The following is a 26,673-nucleotide window of genomic DNA, read 5'->3' as shown; positions in this document are numbered from 1 at the left end:
CCTCAAACCACTACTGCTGAAAGTCCCGAAACACTCTGACGCTGCGGATCGCCGTTGCCGCTCCAGCCACATCACCATCATTCTTTCCGGCAAATGGGGCGACGGCATTGCTCAACAGAACCAGGGCCGGTGTATGGGCAAACTCATTCGGCGCAGCAAAGACTTCAAGGTCATCGACATAAAATCGAAAGCGATTGCCGGTCCATAACATTGCATACCGGTGAAATGCGTCATCCAGACGGACATGTGCGCGATAGCTTGCTGCCAGGACATCTTTTTGAGGACGCCAGCGCCGCGCCGTGACCTGAACGATATTGGGATATTTGACTTCGGCGACATCCAGTTCGAAATGGGTATCACCTTCGGTCTTTCGATCCGACACCAGCCAGAAGGCATTGTTGACGCCTGCTTCGCGTGCGATGCGCATCTCACATTCGAAGTACCCATAGGTTTGACGGAAGTCCCTTGTGCGAATGTAGCCGCCGGTGAACGGTCGTTCCGGATCTGACTGATGCCCGAGACGAAGGTTCACTGCACCATTTGCCAGGACAACGTTCTTTGGAAAGCGCATTGTCTTGTGACCGTCGCCACCAATCCTGACCCGTTCCCATGCCTTGTCAAACTGACCCCGGTCGCTGAAGTCTTCCCGAAACGTGAGCGCCCACTCTCCCTTCGTCTGTTGAAGTGGTGTCGGCAGATCGATCGAGGACAAGGCAAACAGCGGCACGGTCGCCGCCAGGGAGGCTGCGCCCGCCAGCGAGCCAACCGCCAGTCCTGAAAGGAATTTCCGGCGGCTCACCACGCCATGTGCTTCGAAATCGATGTTTGGCCTGGTCAACTTGCCAGTTTTTCCTTGGCGTCCGGAGCTGTCTTCTCACGCAGTTTGAGTTCCAGGTTCCAAGCCCGGCTGCGCAGGGTCTCAATCTCTCCTGTCATGAAGTCCACTTCATTCCTGAACCAGCCGGTAACGTCCTCAACCGACTGATCGACCCGTACGAGATTTGGCTTAACCAGCGCTTGCTCCGGCGGAGAGGCAACCGGCTTCGCCAGCACATGGTTCAGGCCATTCTCCGTGAGGAAGCGATAATATTCCGCATAGTTCAAACGATAGACATGCTGCACCTTGGAGAAGTCGGCGCTTTCGAATATGCGCTCCAGGTTGATCGGCAGATAGTCTTCAATCTCGACCGAAGGAATGGCAAAGAGCGTCGACAATTCGCGTATCCGACTGTCATAGGTAAAGAACACTGCTGGAATGCCCTGGTGAAGACCGATCACATTGCCATGAAGACGAAATCCGACGAGAACGTCGACATTATCTCTGGCATCGGCCGCCCATTCGTCAACATCAAAGAAAGCCTGCATGCGGTCGCTCACAAGTGCTTCGACATCCTTGTCCCCTTCAAGATGATACTTGTTGAGGATTGACTGAATGTGCTTCTGCTTGGCTTCGTCAGTCTCGAAAATCGCGAGCGTTTCCTCGCGTTCGCCTTGCGAATACAGCCGGTTCGCCGAGCGTTTGGCGACAGCTTGAATAAGCGCCCGTTGCATTCTGTTGGTCTTGGTAGCGTTGGAGGCATAATCGGCCGACAGATACTTGTTGAGCGTCAGGCCCACTCGGGCATTGGCCGGATCCAGCGGCTTGATTTCAATCGACGGCCTCAGGTTCCGATAGAAACTCGGGCACCCGATGATCCGGATGTTCTTGATGCCGATATCGTTGAAGACTTCGGCACTGTAAACACCGCGCACGCCGATGGTTTCGCATTTGTCTGCGATGATCTTCCAAGCTTCCACACTGCCCTTTGGCAGCTCAAGTTTCTTGTATTTTGCCGCCTGCGCACCAACGCCTACCGGAACAATTGGCCCTTTCAACTTTTTCAAAAGCGGAATGACATTACCAATGTCCACTGTCTCGGTGAGATAGTTCGACCCCCGGATAACGGTCGCGTCGTAGTCGTCCTTCGGCCAGAGTTTTTCGTCTGCTGCGTGAGCAAACTGAACATTGGTGATCTGGTCGTAGGCAAGCGCCTTCAACATCGCGTCATAAACCAGAACGTCACCGGTATTGATGCCGCCGCGCGCAAATGTCGACAAGGGATCATCGATTTTCAGAAACGCAGATTTGTTGCCCGGCTTGACGGCCGCACCGCCATTGAGAACGAAGAGCTTTTTCATGTGACAGAAACCTTTCCAAGTGAGGGCTCAAACCCTTCGATTACCGGACCGACGATTGCCGGCTTCGCTGATGCCTCGGGGGAAAACTCGCCGGCTCGCGAGCCGGCCCATAGACGGTCTGAGACCGGGACACTTGAGCAGCGGGCGCCTTGGCGCGCCGGATGCTCTGCAGTTGATCGGGGAACCAGGTGTGAAGTTGACGCAAGAACGGCTGCAAGCTCTTCTCCCAACTGCGTTCCGCACCGCGTGACGCCGCCTTTGCAGATAGCGATTGGCGCAGTTTTTCGGATTTGGACAAAGCCTCAAGCGCCGCAATCAGATCATGCGTTGCAACACCGTCATCTTCAGCACGTAGCAGCACGCCGTCGGCTTTGTGGTCGATCAATTCATCAACGGCCCCGACATCCGTTGCGATCGGAATGCAACCAAGGCGCTGCGCCTCGATGATTGTCAGCGGGGCACCTTCCCATCTTGAAGGCAGTACAAAGACATCTGCCCAGGCCATCAGACGGCTCAAATGACGATTGTCATAAATCGGCGGGTCAACGCGAATACCGACCTCTGCAAAACGGTCTTTCCACGATCCGCCCGTATCGGCATCCATGACGTCCGATCCGACGATGCGCCAGTCGATGCCAATGCCACGCTGTTTAAGCGCTCGCGCTGCGGCAAAGATCCGTTCGATGCCCTTCTGCCTGTCCAGGCGACCGAGAAAAACGGCTCTCAACCTGCCGTCGCGACCAAGCGTCCGGCTCTCCGCAAGAGCCTTGGCGTCCTCGCCTGCAAGCGGATAACCAGCGGCATTGGGAATATGCAACAGTTTGGCCATGGGCACTCCCATGCCGTGCAGCCATTCGGCCATGTCCCGCGAACAGGTCAGGACGCTGTCGTAGATATGTTCATAAGCGAGCGTGAGATAAGGGTGTCCCGCTGGCCGTCCAAGTTCGGAACTGTCCAGGACATGCACATAGTTGACGACCTTGACCCCGCGCCGCCTGAGTTCGCCGAAAATAGCATTTGCCGGAGCCAGCTGGTTGTTGATGACAACGTCCAGCCCGGACAAAAAGCCAAGCACTTCTTCTGAACGTGCATACTCGTCATGCCCCATAAGCAGTTCATGACCGGAGAACATGTTCGGCCCGCCCCACAGCGGATAGTCATCAGCGAGAAAGTTGATGCTGTCGAAAACACCATCATTGTCGGCGATGCGGTTATAGACGGGCTTGCCCAATACGTAGAGATGGACCTCGCAGCCGGCGTTTTTCAGAACGCGGGCCGTCGCATAGGCAACTTTCTCCACCCCGCCATATGTGGCAATCGGCAACAGCAGCCCGACGCGAAGCCGTTTTGTCTTCGACGCCAAACGCGGCATGATCGGTGATGCACCGACACTATGCCTGAGCAGTTCGTAATACTTGCTTCGTTCCGGAAAATAGACGGAGCGCCAGATCCAGCGCTTATCGGGCCCGTGCCGATATCCAGATTCCCGCAGCGCCCCGAGCGTTGCCAGAAGACTGTTGGTAGCCGAAAGGGCCGTACCCTGAATGTTTTCAGCTGAAAACGGCCCTCTGATAACAACTTCGGCAATCTTCGGCGATGGGGTCGCCCCCCTCAAGGTCCTGATCCAGTCGTCGGATTTGTCTTCCACGCATTGCTTCATGATGCTGAGCGAACACATCCAGCCAAGCGGCTTCTTGGAGAGTTCGGCACCGTCGCCGAGCGTGTTGACTTCGATTGCAAGCTTGTCCTTGTCGCTTTCAAATCGCAGTGCCACGAAATGGTGAGATGCGGAAAGCCGCTCGCCGAGCCAGAGCACATTGTGCAACAGGCCGCAGCCATTGAGTGCTGCCCTGTGTGCCGGCGACAGCCAGAGCCAGAAGGGAGGTACACCGAAGGTCTCCGGCTCGGCTTGCGCCGACCAGAAGGTTTTCACGAATTCCTCAATGCTGCGCGTTTCATGTTGGGCCACAGGATCGGTGAAGAGATCCACCAGGTAAGTGTCAGCGCCAAAGGCAACGAAGCGCGGAGCTTCTTCGTGTTCCCAGCCCAGCAAAGTGTCCGTCGAGAACAGCTTTTTATGCTTGTCCTTGATGTAACTCAGGATGCTGTCGCGCGTGCGGTTCGAGTCCCGCAACATGCTCTCGGCACGCTGCCGATATTCGAACCCGAAGAAAGGATAGTTCGATCCCTTGAAACCAAGCGAGATCGCTTGAAGCCAAAAATCCCAGTCCTCGAAGCCGGACTTCATGCTTTCGTCAAAACGAACGCCGGCATCGAGGAGGGATCTGGAGACCAGGCTGCCGGCCTCACAGATATTGTCGAAGGTGACGTGCAGAAGACGGGAATACGCAGTCGTGTAATTTCCGCTCCACTCAATCCCGAACTTGTCGATGTTTGGATAGACCCAATCGATCTCGTCATTGGAGCGCATAAAATCCATGAGCACCCGGATTGCGCTTGGTGTGATCCGGTTGTCTGCATCGAGGAAGTAGATTGCCTCAAGATCGGAAAAACTGCGCAAGGCAAAATCGATCCCGTAATTTCGTGCAGAACTCAGTCCGCCATTTGCCTTCTTCAGATAGTAGACATTCTCATAGGCCAACGCGTAAGCCCGGGCGGTCTGACCGGTTTCAGGATAAGGGCAGCCATCGTCGACGATGACGACCGCTATGTTGAAGGGCGCTTCCTGCTCCAAAGCTGCGTCGATTGCCTCTGTCAGCAGAACCGAGTGCTTGAATACGGGTATGACGATCGCAACGGTGGCCGTTGGCATGCCGGAACCGCCGAATATTGCGTGACGCACATTCGGCAATCCCGGTCTTGAACCTGTTTGTTGAAGCATGACGGCCTACCCGCTCACAACTGCGCGGAAGTTACCGAATTTTGCCCAGGCAAAGTCATTGTTGCCCGGCTCGCGCATGCGTGTCGCGAAATAGACATTCTGCCAAACGCCGATCTGCTCGCTGGCAAATGCGCTCACTTGGGCTGTCTCGCCGTAAGTTATTGAAGTCCAACCGGAAAAGGCCTCACCAACAGCCTGCTCCCGTTCCTCGGAAAACAGCGCCTTGGCAGCAGCCAGATCCTGCGCAACCACAACAGCAAATTCGATATCTGCCGCCTGGTTGTTGTCGATAAAGGCTTTGGCCGACATGCGGATGACCTGCGGTGGGCAGGCGGCGGGCAAATAGCCAATCGTCATGCCTTCCGCTGGCGGATGGCACCCGATTGCGCGCTCTGTCGGCAGCGGCATGATGGCTTCGAAGTCGAAGGACACTTCATCGGAATTGGCAAGACTTGCGTGTTCTAGAATGCCGGGGGCAATCGGCACATCCCGGAAACCTTCGTCAAGGTCGACCTGTTGAGATTGTGCCGGTATGTAGTTGGCGTGCTGCGGCATTGAGACACCCGGAATGCCGCCCCAAACCTGAAGCGCTAGACTGTTTTTCAACACCGAAACACCGTTGGCGGCATCCCGCACGTGGAACATGTCGACAGGTTGCAACCCGCCGACCGACAGTCGTGGCACGTCCTCTTCGGTCTGCTCGGCTTGAAGACGGAACTCCAGTGTCCGTTTCAATCCTGCAGTTGAACGTGACAACCCAAAAATATTCCAGCCGGATGCCAGGTCACCGCTGGAAAAATGCCATGTGTCGACGATCCGAAGGTCTTCCAGCGTCACGAGCTGGGCACGCAGCTTGATGTCCGGCCTGGAGCCGGCTTGCTCTACATGAAGTGCAACGCCACTGACACCTGAGCTCGGCACAGGGAGGATTTGAGTGATGCCGTCAGCCGAAGCACTTGCAAGTACGTTTGGATTGAGCGGGTTTTCCGCAGGTTCGTTGCTGAACAGAAGGTCGAGCGGCTGGAGACCGTGCCTGTTCAAAAATGCTTCAAGCGCAGCGAAGCGATTTTGAAGATCATCGTTGAGGCTGCGGAGTGTCTTGAGCTCCCGGCTGGACAGCACCAGGCGGCGTGCACCGGATATGACTTGTTCAGACACAAGCCCCACAAGCGAGGAGATTGCTTCAACTTCGCTTCCGCGTCCCCAGCCGATGACCGGCGGCAACTGCGTAACGCCTCTGTGTTGCAGCCATTTGAGAAAGCTGTCTTTCTCATCGCTTGCCGACGGATCCATGATGACCGCAAGCGGAAGAAGAGGAGCTTCAGAGACTTGAAAGCGCCCGGAATTCTCATCCGTGAATTGCGCAAAGCCTTCCTCAACACCCTCGAACCAAACGGTTTTGACCGCTTCCAAAAGTGAACCTGGAATATCCTGACGAGAGACACCGACGACGATAAGCGTCAGCTCCTTTAATAGCAGGATCTCCCTGGAAGAGTTGTTTACCGGAAACGCATCTTGTGTGGCCACGACTGACATTCAAGCCCCCAATAGAACTACGAAGCGACCCTTTCGGAGAGAACGCCCCTAAATCAAGTATACAATCCGAAGATTCATGATTATTTGTGACAATAATGCGGCGCAACATAGAATTTTGTCAAACTTTTTGTATGTTTATATTATTGAATGTTTTATTCAAACAAATAGGAATTATTATTACAAGAAAAGTATTTTTAATTTACTTTCAAATTCAATATATTTTACATGGCAAGGGCGGTTTGAGGATGACTCAGAGTCGTTCGCTCGCGCATAAAGTGAGCCACGCGGTTCTCAGTCAGAAAATCACTCATGGTGAAGTAGGTGTCCGCATAGGCGCGATTGAATGCGTCGAAAAGGCTCTGGTCCCAAAAGTCTCGCAAACGGAAAACCTGATCGCCGAAGACATCGAAACTCGGAATGCTGAATGTGTCGGCGAATTCGCGTGTGCGGCTGTCATAGGTGAAGTAGAGGGCCGGAACACCATTGGCCAAAGCCATGAGGTTTCCATGCAAGCGATACCCAAGGACGAAATCGCAAGCCTTTACGCAATCGTCATAGTCGGAAACGACCTCGGAATAAAACAGTCGGTTCCTGTAGAGAGCTTCAATCTCGTCATCGAGATACCATTCGCTTACCCAGGCATTTTTACGCAGGGCGGCAATTGCCTCTTCACACTGATCCTGTGTGCCCAGAACCAGCTTCTTCTCTTCAAGCTCACCTTGGGCCATGAGGACAGTATCGAAGCGGCCCGCGACCGACTTGATGAGGTCTCGATGGAAGGTCAGGTATTGCCGGATATCCTTTGCATATGCTGGCGAAACTTCACGCCGCACCGTAACGCCGACTTTCCTGACATCATCGATATTTGGCAGACGGATCTTCATGTCAGGATCATTGCGCCGAAACGCTGTCGGGCAACCAATGACCCGGGTGTTTGTGATCCCGATATCTGAAAGTATCTCAGCCGTATAGTTGCCGCGAACTCCGATCGAGGCAGTTGAATCCGCAATCAGTCGCAGCACGTTCTGTGTGGTGTTGGACAAGGATAGTTTTCCGTCAACCGGCGCTTGGGCACCGATCCCGAATGCCAGCACCGGCAGCTGAAGCCGGTTCAGAACCTGTTCCGACAGCTCCCAGTTCATTTGCTCGTTGATGTAGTTGGATCCGCGGAGCACGACATAGTCGAATTCTTCACGCAGGCGGTCGATTTCGTCCGGGTTGAATTCCCGGATCGTGAGGGTTTCCAGCTTGTCGAAATTCAACAGTTTGAGCGATGAATCGAAGACAAATGCATCCCCAATATTGTGGTAGTGGTTGATGTTGCGCTGAATGTCCCGGTGGCTGTACCAACGCACATTGTTATGATCATAAACTTCGCCGGATGGTATCATCACCAGGATACGGGACATTCCGGTTTCCTTTGCTTTTTCAGGCACTTTTCTTGAGAGCATCCGGCAAGCCCGCAAGAGCTGCTGAACGGCCTTCCATGACATCGCGATAAAGAACCACGTGCTCTCCGGCGCTCTCCAGATGGGTTTTAGGGGGCTGGATACCGGCCCGAAGCCGGCTCCACAGGTCTTGGTTCGTGAGCGCTTCGCACATGCGATCCGCCAGGTCCTCGGGGCTTGATGCACGAGCATGCAGACCGTCGATCCCCGGGCGAACCTTTTCAGCCATCCCGCCAATGTCGCTGCAGATGATCGGACGGCCGTGAAAAAAGGCTTCTTGAATGATCACAGGAGAGTTTTCCCACCAGACCGACGGCATCATTATCCAGTCGGCCTGACGTACGAGGGACGGCATGTCGGTATTCTGATAGCTGCCTGCAAAGCGGACGCGTTGACCAGCCGTATCCAGCAGTTCGCCGATCCTTTGCCGAAACTCTTCAGGCTGTCGTTCCAGATTGCCACCATGAATGGTCAGCGTGGCATCGTCCCCCCAAACACTCTGGGGTATCCTATGAACCGCATCCAACAGAACATCGATGCCCTTGTAGGGTGTCATCTGACCAAAAAAGGCAAAACGGCACCGACGTTCAGAGCCCCCGGAAACTGGACGGACATCCGCGGCTTCGCGCACATTCAAGCCGTTTTCAATGACGGAAATCTTGTTCTGAGGCAGCCCCCAGGCAACATAGCGGTCCGCAAGAAACTGGCTGGGAGAGACATAGCCGTCGGCAACACTCAGCATGGCTTGAATGAACTGCTGACGACGTAAAAATGCCCCAGGTGCGATGTCTGGAAAACAGCCGTGACAGGCGATTGGAGAAGCTGCCTTACACAGCTTGTGGCCCTTTGTTTTGACCATTTGTCCATGATGATGACAAATCGACAGAAACTCATGGAATGTCACAAGAATGACCGCATCGGGCAATGCATCGCGAACGGTATAGAGCGCTTCCAGACCCAATCCGATAAAATGGTGAAAATGAACAACATCCGGACGAAGTGTGCGCACGAAGCGGCGCAGATCCCTGCACAGGTCACCGGTATTGCGGTTGGAGACAAGAAAGGGATCGTAGTCGTCTGCATGAAAGAGCAATTCATCATCGGCATCATCAACACCCATCAGGGCGGATTGACCGTGCCTTGGATACTCGTTTCCGACCCTTGCAAGGAAAAAGGACTGTGTCCCCGGTTGGGCCTTCAGACCGAGATGGAGATTGTAGGATGCGACTTCCGCACCGCCGAGTGAAAGCGTTGGATGCCCATGGGAAATGATCAGTACGCGCAGTGTATCGTCTGAGATTTGCGCTGTTTCGGAAGGCGATACGGTCATGCCCTGGCCTCCACCAACTCCGGCAAGACTGGTGACCAGAAGCGGTCGAAACTGCGCCGGTCGATTTCGGCAACAAGTTTTTTCCAATTGGCAGTGGCCGGGGCGCCGTCATCGGCGTGGATCATTTCCACCTGCGGCACCCAAAGCAAACCAACCCCGGAAAGCTTCAATCGCAATGCCGCATCAAGGCCCTTCTCGTCGGTGCCGAGATAGTTCCGGGAAAACCCGCCCGCTTCCGCAAGAGCCGACCGGGACAAGATACAGCAGTCGAACGGCACGGCGGCAACCTTGGTTGTTTCCGCTCCCAAAAGGGTTCGGCGCGGATAGCCGAGATAGTGCTGCTTCACCTGATGGCGACCGTCCTCCATCTCAATCCAGGCACCACCCCACCTGATAGTGTCGTCCTCATAGAGAATGGTTGGCGCGACCAGCAGGGCTTCATCGTGAGCTTGGAAAGCCGAATGCAGCGTCTCCAACCATCCAGGTGCCCGCGGCAGAACCGCAGAAGAAAGACAAACGATTGTGTCGCACGGCGCTTCGCTGGCGCCTGCCTGGATCGCATCGAGCGCGTCGCCGGCATGGTTCACCAGAACCAATCGAACGGCCAACCCGAAAAACCCGACGACCCGGCGAAAGTCTTCGATCTGCTCTTGCCCCACCTCGTCGGATATTGCCAAGACAATCGGCAAGTCCTTCAAGCTCGGGTCGAGCGCACAAAGGGATAGAAGTACTCTGGATCTTTCAAAATCGTCATCCAGTCCGATAACCAGTGCAAGCACCGCGCTTTCCGGGAAAGGACTCAGGTCGTAGGTTTGGGAAACCGCCGGATCCGGCGCTTCCGCCACCTGTACAAAGGGCAGAAAGTGGCGCTCAAGGACGTCGGGACGAAAGGCAGTAGAAGGATCAAGGCCTGACACCAGCCGCCGCAATGCCGGTTTCAGTGACGCCCGGCCAAGTGCGATCGGGGCGAAAGCCGATCTGCCGTCTTTGAGAACAAGTTCAAGATATGCTTCCTTGAAGACAACGCCGTCTTGCGCTGGAACATGAACGAGAAATCCATGGCGCTGTTTCGCATCCGGCCCTGTCAAAAACGGAGAGAGTGTCTCGAACGCACTTGTCACATCCGGACGCCGCTGGTTTGTCCAACGGGCATCAAGTCGGCAGCTTTTCCCATCTGAACGAAACAACACGGTGTCGACACGCTCTTCCGGGTCCAGAAGCCAACCGGACAGCAGCGCACCTGCGCGATCCACACAAGCGCTGAAGTCGATCCCGACGCGAACCGGTACATCCAGCTCGCTGACAGTTTCCCGACCATCGAAACGCTTGCTGGCCTCTTCCAGAAGGGCCCTGCCATCGCCTGCTGGGGAGAGCTTCGGCAGGAGGGACCGGATGTGCGACGGCAGGGCCCTGACCGGCAGCACCGACTTGCGTTCATGTACATGAACTGCATTCCAGCCTGCCCGGCTTCGAACAAAGATCTTTCGGAGAGATTGGACATCCGTTCCGCCTTCGACAGTAAGCAGACCGGAAAAACCAACCGCCTTGCCCCCTGTGTCCTTGCGTTCAAAAAGTCCGCTAGTGAATGCTCCGATCTGAAGACGCTCCCCAAGTACGAAAACGCGGCATGTACCGGCAGGAATGGCCTTGGCCCAACCTTGCAGATAAGTGTCGCCCTCATCGAACGATCCCAGAATTTCCACAAATCCGTCACGCCCCGAGAAGCCGTCGACAAGTCTGGCCGTTGTGTCCATGACTTCCGGTGTGGCTCCGCAGTTCAGCAGCACTTGAACCAGGCTGTCGATCACATCCGGCTCCGTCTGGGACGAAACCTCACTCACTTTGCCGAAGAAGCTTTTGAGGTCATCCGCCTGATACTTGAACCCATAGGGATGAGAATGACCCTGGCACCGGATCGTGAGACGTTCTGGCCGGATATCCAGCCCGACTGGCAGGGAAAGAACGGCAACGAATGGTGTCTTGTTACCCTTCACCCGTCCATCGTGCTGCAACACGGCAACCGTACAGGAAACCGTTGCCTTCGGATCGTCATTGAGAACGGCTGGCCAGCCACCTGAAAAAACATTGCCAACGCCCGCGACCAGAAGTGTTTCGCGATCAAGTCCAACGCAAAGAAGTGAATGCCCGTCGACCGGGACGGGGGAAATGTCCGTCCTATCATTGTTCGAAGCCGCGTTCTGACGCTGCCGGGTGTTCGGCAACTTCTGCACTCCCTCCAAAGTGACGACTGGCTCCATTCAATCTACCTCCAAAGGCCACCGGCCGTGGCGAACAGCATTCCGCCGACAAAACCGAGAAGGATTGCCAGCAGAAGCAGGTGGACCTTGAGATTGTTCCGGCTTTTGTCACCGAGCTCACTGAGCCGGCTGTCAAAACTCTTCAGCGTCGTATCGAACCGGAGCAGGAAGACTTCGAGTTCCTTCACACGCTGGGACAGTTCCCCCTGCCCTCCTTTCAGGATGGCAAGCGCTTCGCCAAGTTCACCTTCGTTTGACGCAAGCGCATCGATGCGTTGAACAGTCTCACGCAACAGCTTGGTGGCATCGCGCTGCCCAATAGCGCTTTGGCGCTGTGCCACGATCAACCGGTCAACCTTCTCCATTACCAGAGCCAGCGGCATTGCAACGGCCGCCTCGGCAGCCCGCTCCTCAGCGCTCGGTCGCGGCAACTTGAGTTGCGAGTCACCTTCTGGTGTTTCCGCAATAACGGTCAGGCCTTCCGGAGCAGAGGCTACAGCCTGTGGCAACTCAATATCGAAGGCATAGTTGCCGTCGCCAATGCCGTTTCGTTTCAGATCGACACGCGGGTTTTCAGCAACCTTGCTGAGAACCCGTTCGCCGTCATGAAAAACATGAATGGTCATGCGGTCGCTTGGGCTTGAGGCATCCCAGGCCCAACCCAAAAGCCGCCCGCTTTCGAACGCGTCGACGCGTCCCTGCAGCCTGGCAGGGACCGCTTTGACCTGATCCACATCGGTAACATCCGATCCGGAACTCTTGTTGTCGCTCTTTACCTTTTCAAGAGAAGTCACACTCATTTCGATCCTCCTCACGCAGCAGGTGCGCGCGGCGTTGACTGCCGGCCTTGAAAGAGGCCCAGATACTGTTCGGCAACGGACGCCACCGAGAGAGGCGTGCGAACATTTGCCGCCAGATTTCGGTAGAGTTCGACGTCTCCGGCAGCCGTCGCCATGGTGATGGCCAGGCTGACGGGGTCATTCTTGCGAACATGAAGACCATCCACGCCGTCCTTGACAGCCTCCGCCATACCCCCGACACCACTGGTTATGACAGGGCGGCCATGCTGCTGAGCTTCCGCAATGACCAAGGGGGCGTTTTCCCACCAGACAGACGGCACGACCACCCAGTCAACCGGTTCCATGAGGCCGGCGACTTCATCAGGTCGGTAAGCACCGAGCCGCTGCACGTTCGGCGCCGTTTCTTCAAAGAGAGCGTCAATACGCTTGACGAATTCCTTGTCCTGAAAAGGTGCCCCGCCATGAACCCTGAGTTCAAAATCAAGCTCCTTGTCCTTAAGCAGACGAGCTGCCTGAAGGAGGACTTCGATACCTTTCCAGGGCGTCAGATTTCCAAAGTAACCAAACACTGTTTTCGGCTCGTCTGTCGCTGCCCTGCTGGCTACAGGTGTGGTGTCAGGTCGTCCGTTGCTGATGATGCGTATCTTCTCAGCCGGAAGTCCCCAGCGCACATAAACGTCCCGCAAGAACGCACTTGGTGCGACGAATTCATCCACTGTGGCCAAATGTGTTTTGATGAAGCGTTCCCGCAAACGCAGGTCATTCGGTTTGGCTTCCGGAAGACAGCGACAAAGTCCCCCCGGCCCCAGCGCCGCACAGGCTTCATCCGGACTTTTCATCAGGACGCCGTCATTGGCGCAAATCGCGTAATAGTCGTGCAGCGTCATGACAATACGGACATCCGGGAGCACGCGACGCAACAGCACAGGGAGCTCGACGCCGAAGAGCAGCAAATGATGGATATGAACGACATCCGGCTGGAAATTTTCAAGCAGGGTTCGCATGTCAGGAACAAAGGCCTGTAAATCGACCTGGCTCATGTTGAACCGATCAAAATGACCTGCCCACATCAGCAGTTCATCGCCGCTGTCACTGATCGCCTGAAAGCTGGTGCCTGGGTGGGGTTCGCGGTGCAAATGGTTCGTCGCGCCGACAAAGAGCGATTGATGCCCCGCCTTCCGATACGCCTTGGCGAGCTCCAGAGCGACCGTTTCCGTACCGCCAGGATGCAGATCCGGGTGATTGTGGGCAAAAACGAGAATGCGCATCACGTCACCTCCGCGTTTGTCTTCAAGGCAACGAAAAAATCCTGATAGTGCAAAGAATTGCTGCCACCGCGCCAATGCCCCAATCGTTTGACGGCCAATTCGAATCCTGCGGCTTGCAAGGCGCTTTCGATGAAACCGTCATCGAAAGCGACTGCCATCATCGGTTCCTTTTCATCGGCAAACCAGGCAGGCCCCTCACCCGCTCGCTTAAAATCGATGCGCGGCTTAGCGTCGGGATTTCTGTCCTGAACCATAACGAACGCCGAAACAAACAAGCGTCCACCTTTGCCCAGAAGGCGCGCGATTTCCTGGAAATAAGGTCCAATTTCATCCGCAGGCAGATGCGTGATAACGGACGTCATGATGGCAAAATCGAAAGCACCGCTCGCAAATGGCAAGGCCACTTCGTTGCCACGGATATAGCCTTCGGGATTGTAGAGCGAGTTGGCAACATCAAGATGCGCGAAACGAAAGTTCGGATAAACTGATGAGATGTTTCGCGTACACCACTGGATGCCCGCAGAAGCCGGGTCAAACCCGACATAGCGCGCTTTCGCCTGATCGAGGAACTGCGTGAGCGGAACCGCCATCCGGCCAATGCCGCAGCCGACATCGAGCACTTTCTCGTGGGCACGCAGCCCGCCAAGCTCGATAAAGTGCCCGAGGAATTCGGTGCCAATGGCAAGATAATCACCGTCTCCGACAAAGTTGTCTTCACTTGGCGGCACCGGAAGGAAACGATTGCGCAAAACGTAGGCCTGAAGATCGGCAAGTCGTTCCCCACTTAGCGCGACGGGCAACAATCCCGCCGTATCCCGAATGAGAACCGGCGAATTCATGCTCTTGACCCTTCTTCACGCAGAGCCGCGGCTCCCATCAGTGCGACGATATCGTCCTCCCATCGGGACTGATGAAGCCAGCGATTGTACTGTGAGGCGACACCGCCGGTGTAGTCATCGTTCTTGCGGATGGAAACCCGCTCAAAATGGTAAAGCTCGGCATCACCGATGTAGCAGATCTTCCGGTTCAGCTTCCTGAGCTTCAAGCAAAGGTCACTGTCTTCGTAATCACCGACAATGTAATCATTGGTGAAGCCTCCAACGGTCTCGAAGTCTTCCTTCGCCAACACCATGCAGGCACCGGTCACCCCGGGCACTTCACGAGAAGAGCTGGCTTCGGGAAACTGTCTCGGAAAGCCCTTGTAGTAGTGGTGATTGAACCAACGACCTTTGTCGTCCTGAATGAATTTCAGGCCTGCGTGCTGGATTGCATTATCTGCGTAGAGCAGTTTGCCGCCGACCGCCCCGATCTGCTCGTCCATCATCAGGCTGGCGCACAATTGCTCCAACCAGCCTGCCTCGATCGGCACGACATCGGAGTTGATCATGGCAAGGTAGCGGCCACGCGCAGCCTCTGCGCCGGCATTACAGGCAAGGGCGTAGCCGCCGTTGCGTTCCATGACCACAAGGCGCAGCGGCAAGCCATAAAGCAAGTGAAAGCCGGCGAGCAGGTCCTCGACATGCGTGACCTGCTGAGGCGAATCGAGCACAAAGACGATTTCCGCGTTTTCCGCAAGCCAGCTGTCGGTTGAGAAGGCGGCCAGCTGGGCCTTGATGAACTCGAATACCTTGTAGAGCGGAATGACAATCGAAACCGTCGGGTTCGTCAGCACAGTGCCGAACGTAATCTCTTTGGGTGCGCCAACCGAGTGACGAAAGCGCTCCTGAATTTCAGACAGAATATGCGACAGGCAGCCGGACAGGACTTCATCGCTCACATGCCGAGGTGTTGCCACCGAAAGTGCTTTTGCCCTGACCTCGCAAATGTCGCTTGGTTGCGGCGGAGGGACCAGAGAAGCCCGTTCGCCCGACACCAGTCTGAGCTCGAAACGGGGCTGAAGGTTGTGCCGCAATGAGCTGCCGACTGGCGCGAAGGCGACAAACCGTTTGATTGCGTAGCCGCCCTGCGTTTCCGGAAGGACACCGTCAAACGTCATGAGTTCCAGTGGAATGGGTGCATGTGTTCCTGAGAGAATATCGATCCCGCGATAGGCCTTTCCCGGGTCCCGCATCCAACCTCCAACCAGAACACCGGCCTCACCAGACAGGGCTGTTTCGATGGAACAGAAGGAAGTTGATTCAGCAAGCGACCCATGGCGTCGCGCTGCTAGCGGTTCATTTGCTTGCATATTCAAAACAGCCGCCTCGGTCTCCTCGGACCGTTTTCCGATTTCGGCTATGAGGTAGTCCCGAACCTCCGGCAACTTCCGGGAATTCGTCCCCCACCAGGTGCTCAGCGAACGCCCTGCGTTTTCAACGGCGATCCTGCGAATGGCGAGGCCCCATGCCCCAGCAAGCACGAGGAAACCGTTTTGCGGCGGTTGATGAAGCTCAACCGAGCCGAGAAACAGCCTGTTCCTGCCGTTGTTGTAAGAGACGTTGCAGGTTGAACTATCAAGACGTTGAATGCCGAAATCACCGATCAAAACAGCCGTCTGAAGTTCGGCGCTGTCGCTGTTGAGAAGCGTCTCCAGAATGTGCACCCTTCCGACACTCGCCACGAATTCGACAACCGGAGGAGCGTCATTGACAGAGCGCAGAAGCTCGCGTGCGAAATCGACAAACCTGCGCGAACGTGACAACCGGAACATGCCTGACCATGCGTTCAGAAACGTCGTTACGAATACCGCACAGGCAGCCTGACTGAGACCGCTCGTGATGGCAAAGGCGTCGGCCATCGGTATCGATTGGGTAACATCTACCGCCAAACGAGCCTCAGAACCGATGGCACCGGCCGTAAGCTTGAGATCCAGCCTTGACTTTTCCTTCAAGGAGAAGGCCCAGACAATGCGCGATCGACCATCCAGACGCGCAAGCCTGACACTAGCGATCGAACCGAATGAGCTCGAGGATTGTTCTTCCAGCCGTGGAGCTGCATTCACCTGATGAGGAGGATCCCACACAAGAAGGCAGACCCCCGACGTCAATTGATAGATTTGCGGCGACTCAAAGTCCGCCTCGGCGTATTTGCCCAGCGTCTCGAGCATCTGCGTCCTTCGATTGAGGGCCCGCAAATACGGCGCAGACCCCGGGCTGGAAAACGCCGCTCGGGCGCCCGGAAAACCGCGCGCCCGGGACGTGGCTTATCAGGAGACGACGATGTAGCCTTCAGGGTTGTTCTGAAGCTCATCGGCATCGACATTGTTGAGCGTCACGGTGTCACCGTTGCCCAGGTCAATGACCGTGTTGTTGCCCACCTGCGTCGCACGTGCGGCAACATCAGCCGCAGAAGAAACGCCTGTGCTGTTGATGTTGTTGGAGATCTGAACCAGATCACCCACCTGGAAGTCCATCACGATGTCATTGCCACCGCCACCGGTGAACACGAAGACGTCGTGGTTGCCACCACCGAACATCACATCGTTGCCTGCGCCGCCATCAATCAGATCAGTACCTTCACCACCGAAAATGATGTCGCCACCGTCACCGCCTTCGATGTAGTCGGAACCGCCACCGCCGAAGATCGTGTCACTGCCATCTCCACCCAGGATGACGTCTTCGCCGCCCTGACCAAAGATTTTGTCGGCGCCATCTTCGCCGGCGATCACGTCACCGCCGTTCCCACCGAAAAGAAAGTCATCGCCCTCGTCACCGAGAATGATGTCCGATCCACCCAAGCCGAAAATAAAGTCTTGGGCATTGGTACCTTGCAGGAAATCCTGGAAGGCGCTGCCTTCAATTGTAGCCATTGCAAACTCCTGAACTTGCCTCGTTAAAATGACGCCCCGCAGATCGCGGCACACCGCACTGCACAACGTCCGCCTTTCGCTATGCAGCACTGACAATACACAATTATTACTGTTAGCAAAGAGAAGAATAGTGAAAAAAATAAGGCAATAATTTGAAAAATAGAAATTGAAATCAATTTATTCAATTCTATACTTTAAAAGTATAATGAACTTATTCTATTTTTGTTTTGAATTTCAAAATAAAATTAAATAAACCAAAACAGCCCTTATAAGTTGTATTTTTTATATATATTTTTCTGATACTTAAAACCACAATATCGAATTCAACGATCGATCGAAGTGAAATTAATCTTGAAAATACAACCAGTGTTTGCATCTTCTGGCTGCAGATGATCTGAATAATTTTGCAATGCAACATGGCCCTGCATGCAGCAATGCCGGCGAGCACGGAAAGGCACACACGTGCGCTTTCTCAAAAGGGAAGAATATGGTCGGTCAATCTTCCCTGAAGGCTCGATTGAGGCTGTCAGAAATCGGTTCGACGAGATACTCGATCGCCTTGCGGGCACGACGAACAATGAGCACTTCAGCCGGCATGCCTGGATAAAGAGCCAGGTCTGGCCTTCCCTCCAGCGCATCCGGTGTCACTTCTGCCCGCACAACATAAAACGCCGCCTGTGTCTGCGGGTCGACAGTCTGATCGGCGGCCACAAAAGTCACCTGCCCAACAAGTGGACTGGCGCTACGCCTGTTATACGCGGTCAATCTGATCCGCGCTTCTGAACCTACGCTGACAGAATCAATGTCATTGAGATTCATGCGCACCTCGACAAGCATCTTTTCGTCACGCGGCACGATATCCATAATCGCCTTACCAGGCTCGATGACACCGCCCGGCGTGCGCGTTTCTATGTCAGAGACAATTCCGGCCTGAGGTGAATTGACCACCAGCCTGTCGAGCACATCCTTTGCCGATACGATCTGCTCATTGGTTAGGTTGAGATCAAGCTGCGTTTCAAGGATCTTGCTGGCGATGTCGCTTTGCCATTCCTGTTCGGCCTGCAAGAGCGCCACTTCCGCCCCCTGGCGAGCTTTTTCAGCACGCGCCTTTTGCGCGACCAACTCACCGCCGTCTCCAATCATCTCACTCAGTTCGAGCTGGACATCACTGAGCATGGCCTTCGACGTAAAGCCCTTTTCCGCAAGCGAAGTCAACGCGGCGACCCGCTCTTCAAGCAATGCACGCTGTTGCCCCGTGGCTTCAATCTGAGCCTGATTGGCCTCAATCTGTGCGGCATACTGCTCGATTTCCTTTTGCTGAAAGGAAAGTTTGCCCTGGTAAACCTGACGCCGTTTTTCAAAGAACCGGCTTTCCGCAGCAAGCACGTCTTGCGTAAGCGGAGCATCGCTTTCCAGAAGTTCCTTGGGAAAAATGATGGCCTCCGCTCCGTCCCGCTCGGCCCTCAGGCGGGACAACATGGCAAGCAGGCTGACGCGTTTGCCGCGCAGCTGGGCAAGCTCTGCCCGAGCGCGGGTATCGTCCAGCTCGACAAGTGGCTGTCCGGCATCCACAAAATCGCCCTCCAGAACCAGCAGCCGCCGCAGGATCCCACCTTCCAGATGGCTGATTGTTTTTCGTTTGCTATCAACAATCACGCTGCCGGTTGCGACGGCCGCACTGTCCAGATCGGCAGTAAAGCCCCAAAGTAGAAACCCGCCGAATCCGATTGCCACCGCCAACACGGCAGCCAACAAAGGCTTCTTCAGGCTCGGTGGACGCGAGTCATCCGCCACCAATCCCGCCTTCCAGAATGCTTCATCAGGCTCTTTGGATGTCGGGCTGTTTTGGAGTTGCCTTTGGTCTTCTGACATCTTAAGCGACCTCTCCACTGCCTGGCAGCGACCGGTTGGTACCGGGCGCGGGCAAACGGCGTGTGATACTGCTGACGACATCCGTTCTGTCGCCGAACTGGCTGACACGCCCGTCCTCCAGAACAAGGATCTTGTCGGCAACTTCCATGATGGCCGGCCTGTGCGCGATCACGATGACAATGGCCTCGTTTTCCCGCGCCTCGGCTATGGCACGCAGCAGCGCAACCTCTCCCTCGGTATCCAGATTTGCATTGGGCTCATCGAGCACCAGCAAACGCGGTCCTCCGAAAAGGGCTCGCGCCAGGGCAACACGTTGCTTTTGACCGCCAGAAAGCGTGTACCGATTGTCGCCGACGGGTGTATCGTAACCCAGCGGCATCCTGCCGATCATCTCGTGCACCCCCGCCGAACGTGCTGCATCGATCACCATCTGCGGGTCCGCTTCATACATGCGCGAGATGTTGTCTCTCACGGTTCCGTCCAGCAAAGACACCGACTGCGGCAGATAACCGACCATGGCACCGAAAGAAGCCCGCTCCCACAGGTAGACATTGTTCCCGTCCAGAAAGACCCCGCCTGTTGTCGGCTGGAGCACACCGACAAGCAGGCGGGCAAGCGTCGATTTTCCGGCTGCAGAAGCACCCACGACGCCAAGAACCTCACCAGGTTCAAGCGAAAACGAAATGCCTTTGATCACCGGAACCGGCGCATTTGGTGGAGCATAAACCAGCTTTTCAACCTTAAGCGCGCCTTGGCTGGGTGGCGTTGGCACGGTCTGGCGCAAGGAAGAGTGGTTTTCAAGGACGTCACGAACCCTGTTCCAGGCAGTGAAGGCGAACACCCATTGGCGCCAGTTTTCAGTCATATTGTCGAATGGGGTCAACAGCCGGCCCATGATGATACTCGCGGCAATCATCGTACCGGCCGTGACCTCACCCTTGATGACAAGATCAGCACCAAGCGCCAACACGGCAATCTGCATTCCAAATCGTATGCTGCGGGTCAGTGCGTGTATTGCCTTGCCGCGCCGACTGCCCATGGCCATCAATTCTGCCGCATGCAATTGACCCTTGCGCCACCGTCTGGAGAGCGCAGGCATCAACCCCATCGCATCGATCGTTTCCGCATGGCGGAGCGTTGCCCCGATGGTCGCAACGTTTTGAAGGTTGGCCGTGCTTGCTTCTTTCAACAAGGGACGGGTCAGCATATCAGACAAGAGATTGAGACCGATAAGCGTGACTGCCGAGACGACCGCCAGCAGCCCGTAGAAGGGATGCAGCGCGAACAGTACGATCAGGAACAAAGGCACCCACATGGCTTCCAACGGCGCGCTGATCGCGTTGCTCGTAATGAACGTCCGCAAATCATTGAGATCACGCAACACTTCGGAGGCCATGCTGCCTCCCTTTTCAAGTGAGGATTTCACACCGGCCTCGATCGCGGTCAGATTGAGCCGCCGAACCAGTTCGCTGCCCATGATCTGAAAAATCTGACTACGAATGAACTCCAGAACCGCAAAGAGCACCAGGCCCGCAACAGCAATGATCAGAAGCATATTGAGTGTGTCGAGGCTCCGACTGTTCAGGACACGGTCGTAGACCTGGAGCATGAAGAGCGGAACCACCAACTGTAAAAGCGTGATGAACCCGCTCAAAATCGCAGCGACAGCCAAACCGGTTGCAAAGGTAACCCTGGCCTCTCTGATGAGGCGAAACGGATCAATAGCGGCCGGTATTGATTGCTCAGCCATTTACAATTCTCCAAATATTCAACCGATAGATGTGTTCGCAAGTGCGAAAAAAATCAAATTTGCCCAGAAAACGACACATCTTTTCCCTAGTAATGATGAATGACTATAGATTAAATCGAGTCAACTAACGCCTTTAATTGTGGCGATCGATTGACGAGTAGTAGAAAGTTAAAATTAAAAACAATGAATGCACTGAAGTGCAAAGAAAGGGAGCAATTTAGCGATGAGATTAGTTCGAATTTAGTTCGAATATTGGCGGGAGTTCGGGGCACATGCACGATATATTTAAAGAGACGGTGTCTGGCTTAAATGGCCACACGACGAGTATTAAACCTAGAGTTGAGGAAAATGGCAGCAGATCGATCGACACAAACAGGAATAACAACGCCCCCCAAGCCCCGCATGTAAATCACTTTGATCTCGTAAGAATTATCGAAAGAATGTACCGGCGATATCTCGATCGCTTGCGCATCGATCTCATTCGAATTGGTGCCGACGACATTTCTCCTGCGCACGCGATGCTGCTGTTTACTATCGGAGACGATGATCTTTCCGTTCGTGATCTCATGGATCGCGGCCACTATCTCGGCTCGAACGCATCCTACAGCCTGAAGCAACTGGTTCAGTCTGGATATGTTGATCGGACAGCATCAGCTCGCGACAGGCGCTCTGCTCGCATCCGCCTCACGGACAAGGGCAAACAGCTTTGTGCTGACATAAAGACCGCAGATGAGGTCAATCAGGATCAGGTCGTTCAATCCGAAAAAGATTTGCAAGCGCTTGAAGAGACATTCGCAATGCTGCGTAAGCTCGAAGTTCTTTGGGCAACAGACCTGCAGCGGGCAACGCCGCGCCTCGACATGAACCGGTTCTGACCGGAGACGATCCATGCATATCGTGTTTGTGCACCGGCACGGACCCGGCCAGTTTGTTCACTTGGCCCGGCGCCTGATTTCAGATGGTTGGACGGCAACGCTCATCTGCGAAAGCATGGATCGTCCGGTCCCGGGCCTGCGGGTTTTTCGATATGGTGACAAACCGGGTGGCCAAGGCCGATCGGGTGAAATTTCCGGCAAGGGCTCCGTGCCTTACATCGTCGCTGGTCGACGAGTTGCCGATATACTGAACAAGCTTAGCTTGAATGGCCGAAAACCTGACCTCGTGATGGGCCATATTGGTTGGGGTGGCATGTTGTTCGTCAAGGACGCACTGCCGGACGTACCCGCCATCGGCTATTGCGAATATTACTTCCAACCGCAAGGCGGCGACCTCGGATTTGCTCCAACGGAAGAGGTGTCTCTCCATCATCGCCAAACGGTTCGATTGCGCAATACGGTTCAGCTGGCAACGCTGGATCAGATTGATATCGGCATCAGTCCGACCGCCTGGCAAAAAAGCCGCTTCCCACAGGAATTCCAATCAAAGATCGTTGTTCAGCACGAGGGCATAGACACTTCGCGAGCGCGCCCCGACAGTGTTGCGAGTTTTCGTCTGCCAAACGGCCGGCTTCTGACCGCCGGCGATCCGGTCGTCACATTTGCAGCCCGCAGTCTTGAGCCTTATCGCGGCTTTCCACAATTCGTCAAAGCTGCAGCACTGGTTGCTACCCAAATCCCGGAGGCACAGTTCGTCATTGCCGGCGGCGACGGGGTCAGCTACGGCCGCCAAACAGGAAATGCTTCTGAGCTGCGCGACAGACTTGTAGCGGAAACCGGCTTGCCTCAGGATCGCGCGCACTTTCTGGGCCAGGTGCCACATCAGGACCTCGTTAAGCTGTTCCAGGTGTCAGCTGCCCACGTCTACCTGACTTATCCTTTTGTTCTGTCCTGGTCGTTCCTGGAAGCAATGGCGTGTGAAGCGCCGATCATTGCGTCAAACACAGCACCTGTTCAGGAAGTGATCCGTCATAAGCGCAATGGAACGCTTGTGGACTTCTGGGACACGAATGCACTTGCCGACGAAGTCTGCGCGGCTCTAAGCGATCCCAAAAGCAGCTTCGACATGCGCAGGGCGGCAAGAAGAACGGTTGTTGACCGCTTTGAACTCTCAGGCTGCACCCTGCGTCTGCAATCCATGCTGCAGAAGGCGTCGTCTTTGCGCGCCCGAATGTCAGCGCCTGCAAAAAACAGCAAGCAAATGCGACAACCGATACTGGAACGGGGTCACGCATGAAAGCGATGTCGACGGAAATTGCAGAGGTATTGCAGATTGTTCCTGCCTGTCATCAGGACGCTCGCGGGTATTTTGCTGAAACCTATAACAGATCCGCCCTTGAGCCACTCGGCGTAACTGCCGATTTTGTCCAGGACAACTTGTCCTTTTCCAAGCGAGAAGGGACTGTCCGCGGCCTTCACTTTCAAGCACCTCCCTTTCAACAGGCCAAACTCGTTCGTTGTTCCAGCGGCTCGATCTTGGATGTCGCAGTGGACATTCGGTTTGGGTCGCCAACCTTTGGCATGCATGTCGCAAGAGTGCTGAGTGCTCAAAACAGGCATCAGCTCTTTGTCCCGGCCGGATTTGCACATGGGTTTTCGACGCTCACGCCAAATGCTGAAGTCCTTTACAAGGTCGACGCGACTTACGCCCCGCAAAGCGAATGCGGGATCCGTTTCGACGATCCGGTCCTGGCAATAGACTGGCAACTCGGCAACGACCCGGCTTTCCTGTCTGACAAGGACAAGGACCTCCCGCAGTTCACCGCCCTGCCACCTGTTTTCACTTATGCTGACATGATCGAGGTGTCTGAATGCCTGTCCTGATTACAGGAGGAGCCGGCTTTATTGGCACCGCTTTGTGCCGATACCTGCTCGAACAGTCTGACGATGAAATCATCGTGCTCGACAAGCTCACCTACGCTGCCAACACCAGAGCCGTTGCAGAGTTCCGCAAGAACCCGCGTTACACCCTCGTTCAGGCGGACATATGCAACTTCGGGAAAGTTGATCAGATTCTCAGACGTTTCAGCCCAACTGTGGTTCTGAACCTTGCTGCAGAAAGTCATGTCGATCGGTCGATCGAAAATGCAACCGACTTCGTGGAAACAAACATCAAAGGCACGATGGTGCTGCTTGAGGCCATCAGAAAGTTCCTGGCATCGCGCAACGGCTCTGAAGCAGCGTCCTTTCGGTTCCTGCACGTCTCGACAGACGAAGTGTTCGGGGATCTTGCAGACCTGAGTGGCAACAGCATCTTCAGGGAAGACACGCCTTACAATCCGTCATCACCATATGCAGCCAGCAAGGCCGCGTCAGATCACCTGGTGAGGGCCTGGTGCCGCACATTTCGGATCCCTGCGATTGTCACCAACTGCACCAACAACTACGGCCCGGAACAATATCCGGAGAAACTGATCCCGCTGGTCTGCAAACACGCAATGAACGGATGGACGCTCCCGGTTTATGGCGATGGGCATCAAACCCGAGACTGGATCCATGTTTCCGATCATGCCCGCGCGCTTCATTTGGTTCTGAAACATGGGAGACCGGGGCAGACCTATGCCATCGGAGCCCGCAACGAAGTCTGCAATCTCGATCTGGTTCGTCTGATTTGCAGGACGTTCGACAAGCTAGTCCCTGAAAAAGCTCCTCATGAACGCCTGATCCGTTTCGTCACTGACCGTCCAGGGCATGACCGGCGCTATGCCGTTGACCCACAAAAGGTCGAGATAGCAACCGGGTGGAAGCCGGAAGTTGGCTTCAACGAAGGTATTGAAGAAACCGTTCGCTGGTATCTGGATCAGGCTCTCGAAGCGTCCGCTCAACCCCATCAAATCCCGACACTTGCCGCTTCCGGTAGCGCGACAGCATGACGGGGACAACCAGGGTTCTGGTCACCGGCAAAAACGGCCAACTTTCAAAGTCTCTGAAAGTTGTCTCTGATGCCGCAGCCGATCTTGAATTCTGTTTCTTTGCCAGAAACACGCTGGACGTCACCAAGGCTCAAAGTTGCAGCTCGATGATTGACCGATTGCGGCCGAACTTCGTGTTGAACCTTGCAGCCTACACCAACGTAGACGACGCCGAACGCTTTCCAGACAACGCGCATCATGTGAATGGCGTTGGTGCTGGAAATCTTGCTCAGATTTCCGCTGTTTACGACATTCCGATCATTCACATCTCAACCGACTATGTATTCGATGGTGAAAAGCGATCACCTTATGTTGAGACTGATCGCACAAACCCGGTCAACGCCTACGGCATGTCGAAGTTGGCAGGCGAAAACAGCGTCAGTCGACTTAACCCCAAACACATCGTCCTTCGAACGGCCTGGCTTTATTCACCTTTCGGATCGAACTTCGTTTCCTGGCTGCTGTCTGCAGCTGCCAACGGGCGTCAGCTTCGTATTGTGGCCGACCAGGTCGGCAATCCAACCTCGGCACTGGACCTTGCAAAGTCACTTGCGGACCTCGTGCGCCAGCTCGAAGACGTGGACTGGGCCAGCCATTCCGGCATCTATCATTTGGCAGCCCCGGAACCAATGACCCGCTTTCAATGGGCAAAAAAGGTAATTGCCGTCTCCGGCAAACTTTACGGTCCGACCTGTCAGGTCTGCGCAGCTGCCTCGAGCGAATTCGCAACACCTGCCGTAAGGCCATTGAGGACGGTACTCAGCATGGACAAATACCAGAATGCCTTCGGACTGAAGTTTCCGCCCATCGAGAAGAGCATCAGTGATGTGCTGCAGGCATTGCCCCGACCCAGGAGGGATGTGCATTGAAGGGTATCGTTCTTGCTGGCGGCTCAGGAAGCCGTCTTTATCCCATGACCCTGGCGAGTTCGAAACAGCTCTTGCCAGTCTATGACAAGCCCATGGTCTACTACCCGCTGACGACATTGATGCTCGCCGGGCTGAAGGAAATCCTCGTGATCTGTACGCCGCAGGATATCGGTGGCTTTCAGCGCCTGCTTGGTAGCGGCCAACAATGGGGAATCAAGTTGCAATATGCTGCTCAGGATCGCCCGGCAGGCATTGCGCAGGCATTCCTGATTGCAGAAGACTTTCTCGCAGGAGAACGCGCCTCGCTCATCCTCGGCGACAATATTTTTTTCGGCAAGGGCCTGCCGGAAAAAATGCTGTCAGCAATAAACCGGTCGAATGGTGCAACGGTTTTTGCCTATCAGGTTCATGATCCGGAACGATATGGTGTGGTTGAGTTCGACACCGATTATCGAGCGGTTTCTATCACCGAGAAGCCCACCGAACCGTGCACGGATTGGGCGGTTACCGGCCTCTATTTCTATGACGCAGATGTCGTTGATGTCGCAAAGTCCTTGAAACCCTCTGCCAGAGGCGAACTTGAGATCACTGACATCAACAAGGCTTATCTGAACCGTGGCAGTCTGCACGTCGAGCGGCTGGGTAGAGGCTTTGCCTGGCTCGATGCAGGCACCCCTCAATCGCTATTGGATGCTGCCTCGTTCATACAGACGCTTGAATCGCGCCAACGGCTGAAAATCGCGTGCCCGGAGGAAGTTGCGTACCACCAGGGCTGGATTGGCAGGGAAGAGCTGCAGCATCTGGCCGACAAGGTCTCTGGTTCAGCCTATGGAACGTATCTGCAGTGGCTGGTGAATGAACCCACCAGACCCCTGCACGAATTCGACAACGCGCTCGCGTCCTGATCCTTTAGGTTAAGAATTGCGC

The 26,673-nt window shown here is 55.1% G+C and carries 20 protein-coding genes; 6 read left to right on the top strand and 14 right to left on the bottom strand.

Going from position 1 to position 26,673, the window contains the following annotated elements; genetic code table 11:
- Nucleotides 1–10 precede the first annotated feature (10 nt).
- From K1718_RS07535 to K1718_RS07470, 14 genes are all read right to left on the bottom strand, one after another.
- Nucleotides 11–838, bottom strand: coding sequence for a glycoside hydrolase family 16 protein (locus K1718_RS07535; RefSeq protein ID WP_209006859.1), 828 nt, complete (start codon nt 836–838; stop codon nt 11–13).
- Nucleotides 835–2,178, bottom strand: coding sequence for a polysaccharide pyruvyl transferase family protein (locus K1718_RS07530; protein WP_265683461.1), 1,344 nt, complete (start codon nt 2,176–2,178; stop codon nt 835–837). The genes K1718_RS07535 and K1718_RS07530 overlap by 4 nt, the downstream gene beginning before the upstream one ends.
- Before the next feature lie 40 nt (nt 2,179–2,218).
- Nucleotides 2,219–5,020, bottom strand: coding sequence for a glycosyltransferase (locus K1718_RS07525; protein WP_265683460.1), 2,802 nt, complete (start codon nt 5,018–5,020; stop codon nt 2,219–2,221).
- A gap of 6 nt (nt 5,021–5,026) precedes the next feature.
- On the bottom strand, nt 5,027–6,556 hold the full coding sequence (locus tag K1718_RS07520) for a DUF6212 domain-containing protein (protein WP_265683458.1): 1,530 nt from the start codon (nt 6,554–6,556) through the stop codon (nt 5,027–5,029).
- Nucleotides 6,557–6,777: 221 nt separating this feature from the next.
- A complete protein-coding gene (locus K1718_RS07515; RefSeq protein ID WP_265683456.1) occupies nt 6,778–7,965 on the bottom strand; it encodes a polysaccharide pyruvyl transferase family protein in 1,188 nt (395 codons plus the stop codon).
- A gap of 19 nt (nt 7,966–7,984) precedes the next feature.
- Complete coding sequence (locus K1718_RS07510) at nt 7,985–9,334, bottom strand: glycosyltransferase family 4 protein (RefSeq protein WP_265683454.1); 1,350 nt, start codon at nt 9,332–9,334, stop codon at nt 7,985–7,987.
- Nucleotides 9,331–11,592, bottom strand: coding sequence for a glycosyltransferase family 2 protein (locus K1718_RS07505; protein ID WP_265683452.1), 2,262 nt, complete (start codon nt 11,590–11,592; stop codon nt 9,331–9,333). The genes K1718_RS07510 and K1718_RS07505 overlap by 4 nt, the downstream gene beginning before the upstream one ends.
- 5 nt (nt 11,593–11,597) lie before the next feature.
- Entirely contained in the window at nt 11,598–12,392 is a 795-nt protein-coding gene (locus tag K1718_RS07500; RefSeq protein ID WP_265683449.1) for a hypothetical protein, read from the bottom strand.
- Nucleotides 12,393–12,403: 11 nt separating this feature from the next.
- Nucleotides 12,404–13,660, bottom strand: a complete 1,257-nt coding sequence (locus K1718_RS07495) for a glycosyltransferase family 4 protein (protein ID WP_265683447.1) — start codon at nt 13,658–13,660, stop codon at nt 12,404–12,406.
- A complete protein-coding gene (locus K1718_RS07490) occupies nt 13,660–14,499 on the bottom strand; it encodes a class I SAM-dependent methyltransferase (protein WP_265683444.1) in 840 nt (279 codons plus the stop codon). Before K1718_RS07490 ends, K1718_RS07495 begins: the two co-directional genes overlap by 1 nt.
- On the bottom strand, nt 14,496–16,706 hold the full coding sequence (locus K1718_RS07485) for a glycosyltransferase family 2 protein (protein WP_265683442.1): 2,211 nt from the start codon (nt 16,704–16,706) through the stop codon (nt 14,496–14,498). Before K1718_RS07485 ends, K1718_RS07490 begins: the two co-directional genes overlap by 4 nt.
- Nucleotides 16,707–16,805: 99 nt before the next feature.
- Nucleotides 16,806–17,408: a calcium-binding protein gene (locus tag K1718_RS07480; RefSeq protein ID WP_152500337.1), complete on the bottom strand. Its 603-nt coding sequence runs from the start codon at nt 17,406–17,408 to the stop codon at nt 16,806–16,808.
- Between the two features lie 495 nt (nt 17,409–17,903).
- On the bottom strand, nt 17,904–19,280 hold the full coding sequence (locus K1718_RS07475; protein ID WP_265683440.1) for an HlyD family type I secretion periplasmic adaptor subunit: 1,377 nt from the start codon (nt 19,278–19,280) through the stop codon (nt 17,904–17,906).
- 1 nt (nt 19,281) lies between these two features.
- Nucleotides 19,282–21,030, bottom strand: coding sequence for a type I secretion system permease/ATPase (locus K1718_RS07470; RefSeq protein WP_152500335.1), 1,749 nt, complete (start codon nt 21,028–21,030; stop codon nt 19,282–19,284).
- Between the two features lie 440 nt (nt 21,031–21,470).
- Here K1718_RS07470 and K1718_RS07465 point away from each other — a divergent pair, with 440 nt between their 5' ends.
- From K1718_RS07465 to rfbA, 6 genes are read left to right on the top strand one after another with little or no spacing between them, the layout of a single operon-like run.
- Entirely contained in the window at nt 21,471–21,905 is a 435-nt protein-coding gene (locus K1718_RS07465; RefSeq protein ID WP_247649361.1) for a MarR family transcriptional regulator, read from the top strand.
- 13 nt (nt 21,906–21,918) lie between these two features.
- The gene (locus tag K1718_RS07460; protein WP_265683437.1) at nt 21,919–23,202 is read left to right on the top strand and encodes a glycosyltransferase; all 1,284 of its coding nucleotides are present in this window, start codon (nt 21,919–21,921) and stop codon (nt 23,200–23,202) included.
- A complete protein-coding gene (rfbC, locus tag K1718_RS07455; RefSeq protein ID WP_265683435.1) occupies nt 23,199–23,789 on the top strand; it encodes a dTDP-4-dehydrorhamnose 3,5-epimerase in 591 nt (196 codons plus the stop codon). The genes K1718_RS07460 and rfbC overlap by 4 nt, the downstream gene beginning before the upstream one ends.
- Nucleotides 23,777–24,838 (top strand): dTDP-glucose 4,6-dehydratase, encoded by a 1,062-nt coding sequence (rfbB, locus tag K1718_RS07450; protein ID WP_265683432.1) that lies wholly within the window; start codon nt 23,777–23,779, stop codon nt 24,836–24,838. The genes rfbC and rfbB overlap by 13 nt, the downstream gene beginning before the upstream one ends.
- Nucleotides 24,835–25,746, top strand: a complete 912-nt coding sequence (gene rfbD / locus K1718_RS07445; protein ID WP_265683429.1) for a dTDP-4-dehydrorhamnose reductase — start codon at nt 24,835–24,837, stop codon at nt 25,744–25,746. The genes rfbB and rfbD overlap by 4 nt, the downstream gene beginning before the upstream one ends.
- Complete coding sequence (gene rfbA / locus K1718_RS07440) at nt 25,743–26,651, top strand: glucose-1-phosphate thymidylyltransferase RfbA (RefSeq protein ID WP_265683426.1); 909 nt, start codon at nt 25,743–25,745, stop codon at nt 26,649–26,651. The genes rfbD and rfbA overlap by 4 nt, the downstream gene beginning before the upstream one ends.
- Nucleotides 26,652–26,673 lie beyond the last annotated feature (22 nt).

Origin of the sequence: Roseibium porphyridii, assembly GCF_026191725.2 — a bacterium.
GTDB lineage: Bacteria > Pseudomonadota > Alphaproteobacteria > Rhizobiales > Stappiaceae > Roseibium > Roseibium porphyridii.
Note: the sequence above shows the minus strand (reverse complement) of the source record. Positions and strands in the feature narration are given on the sequence as shown.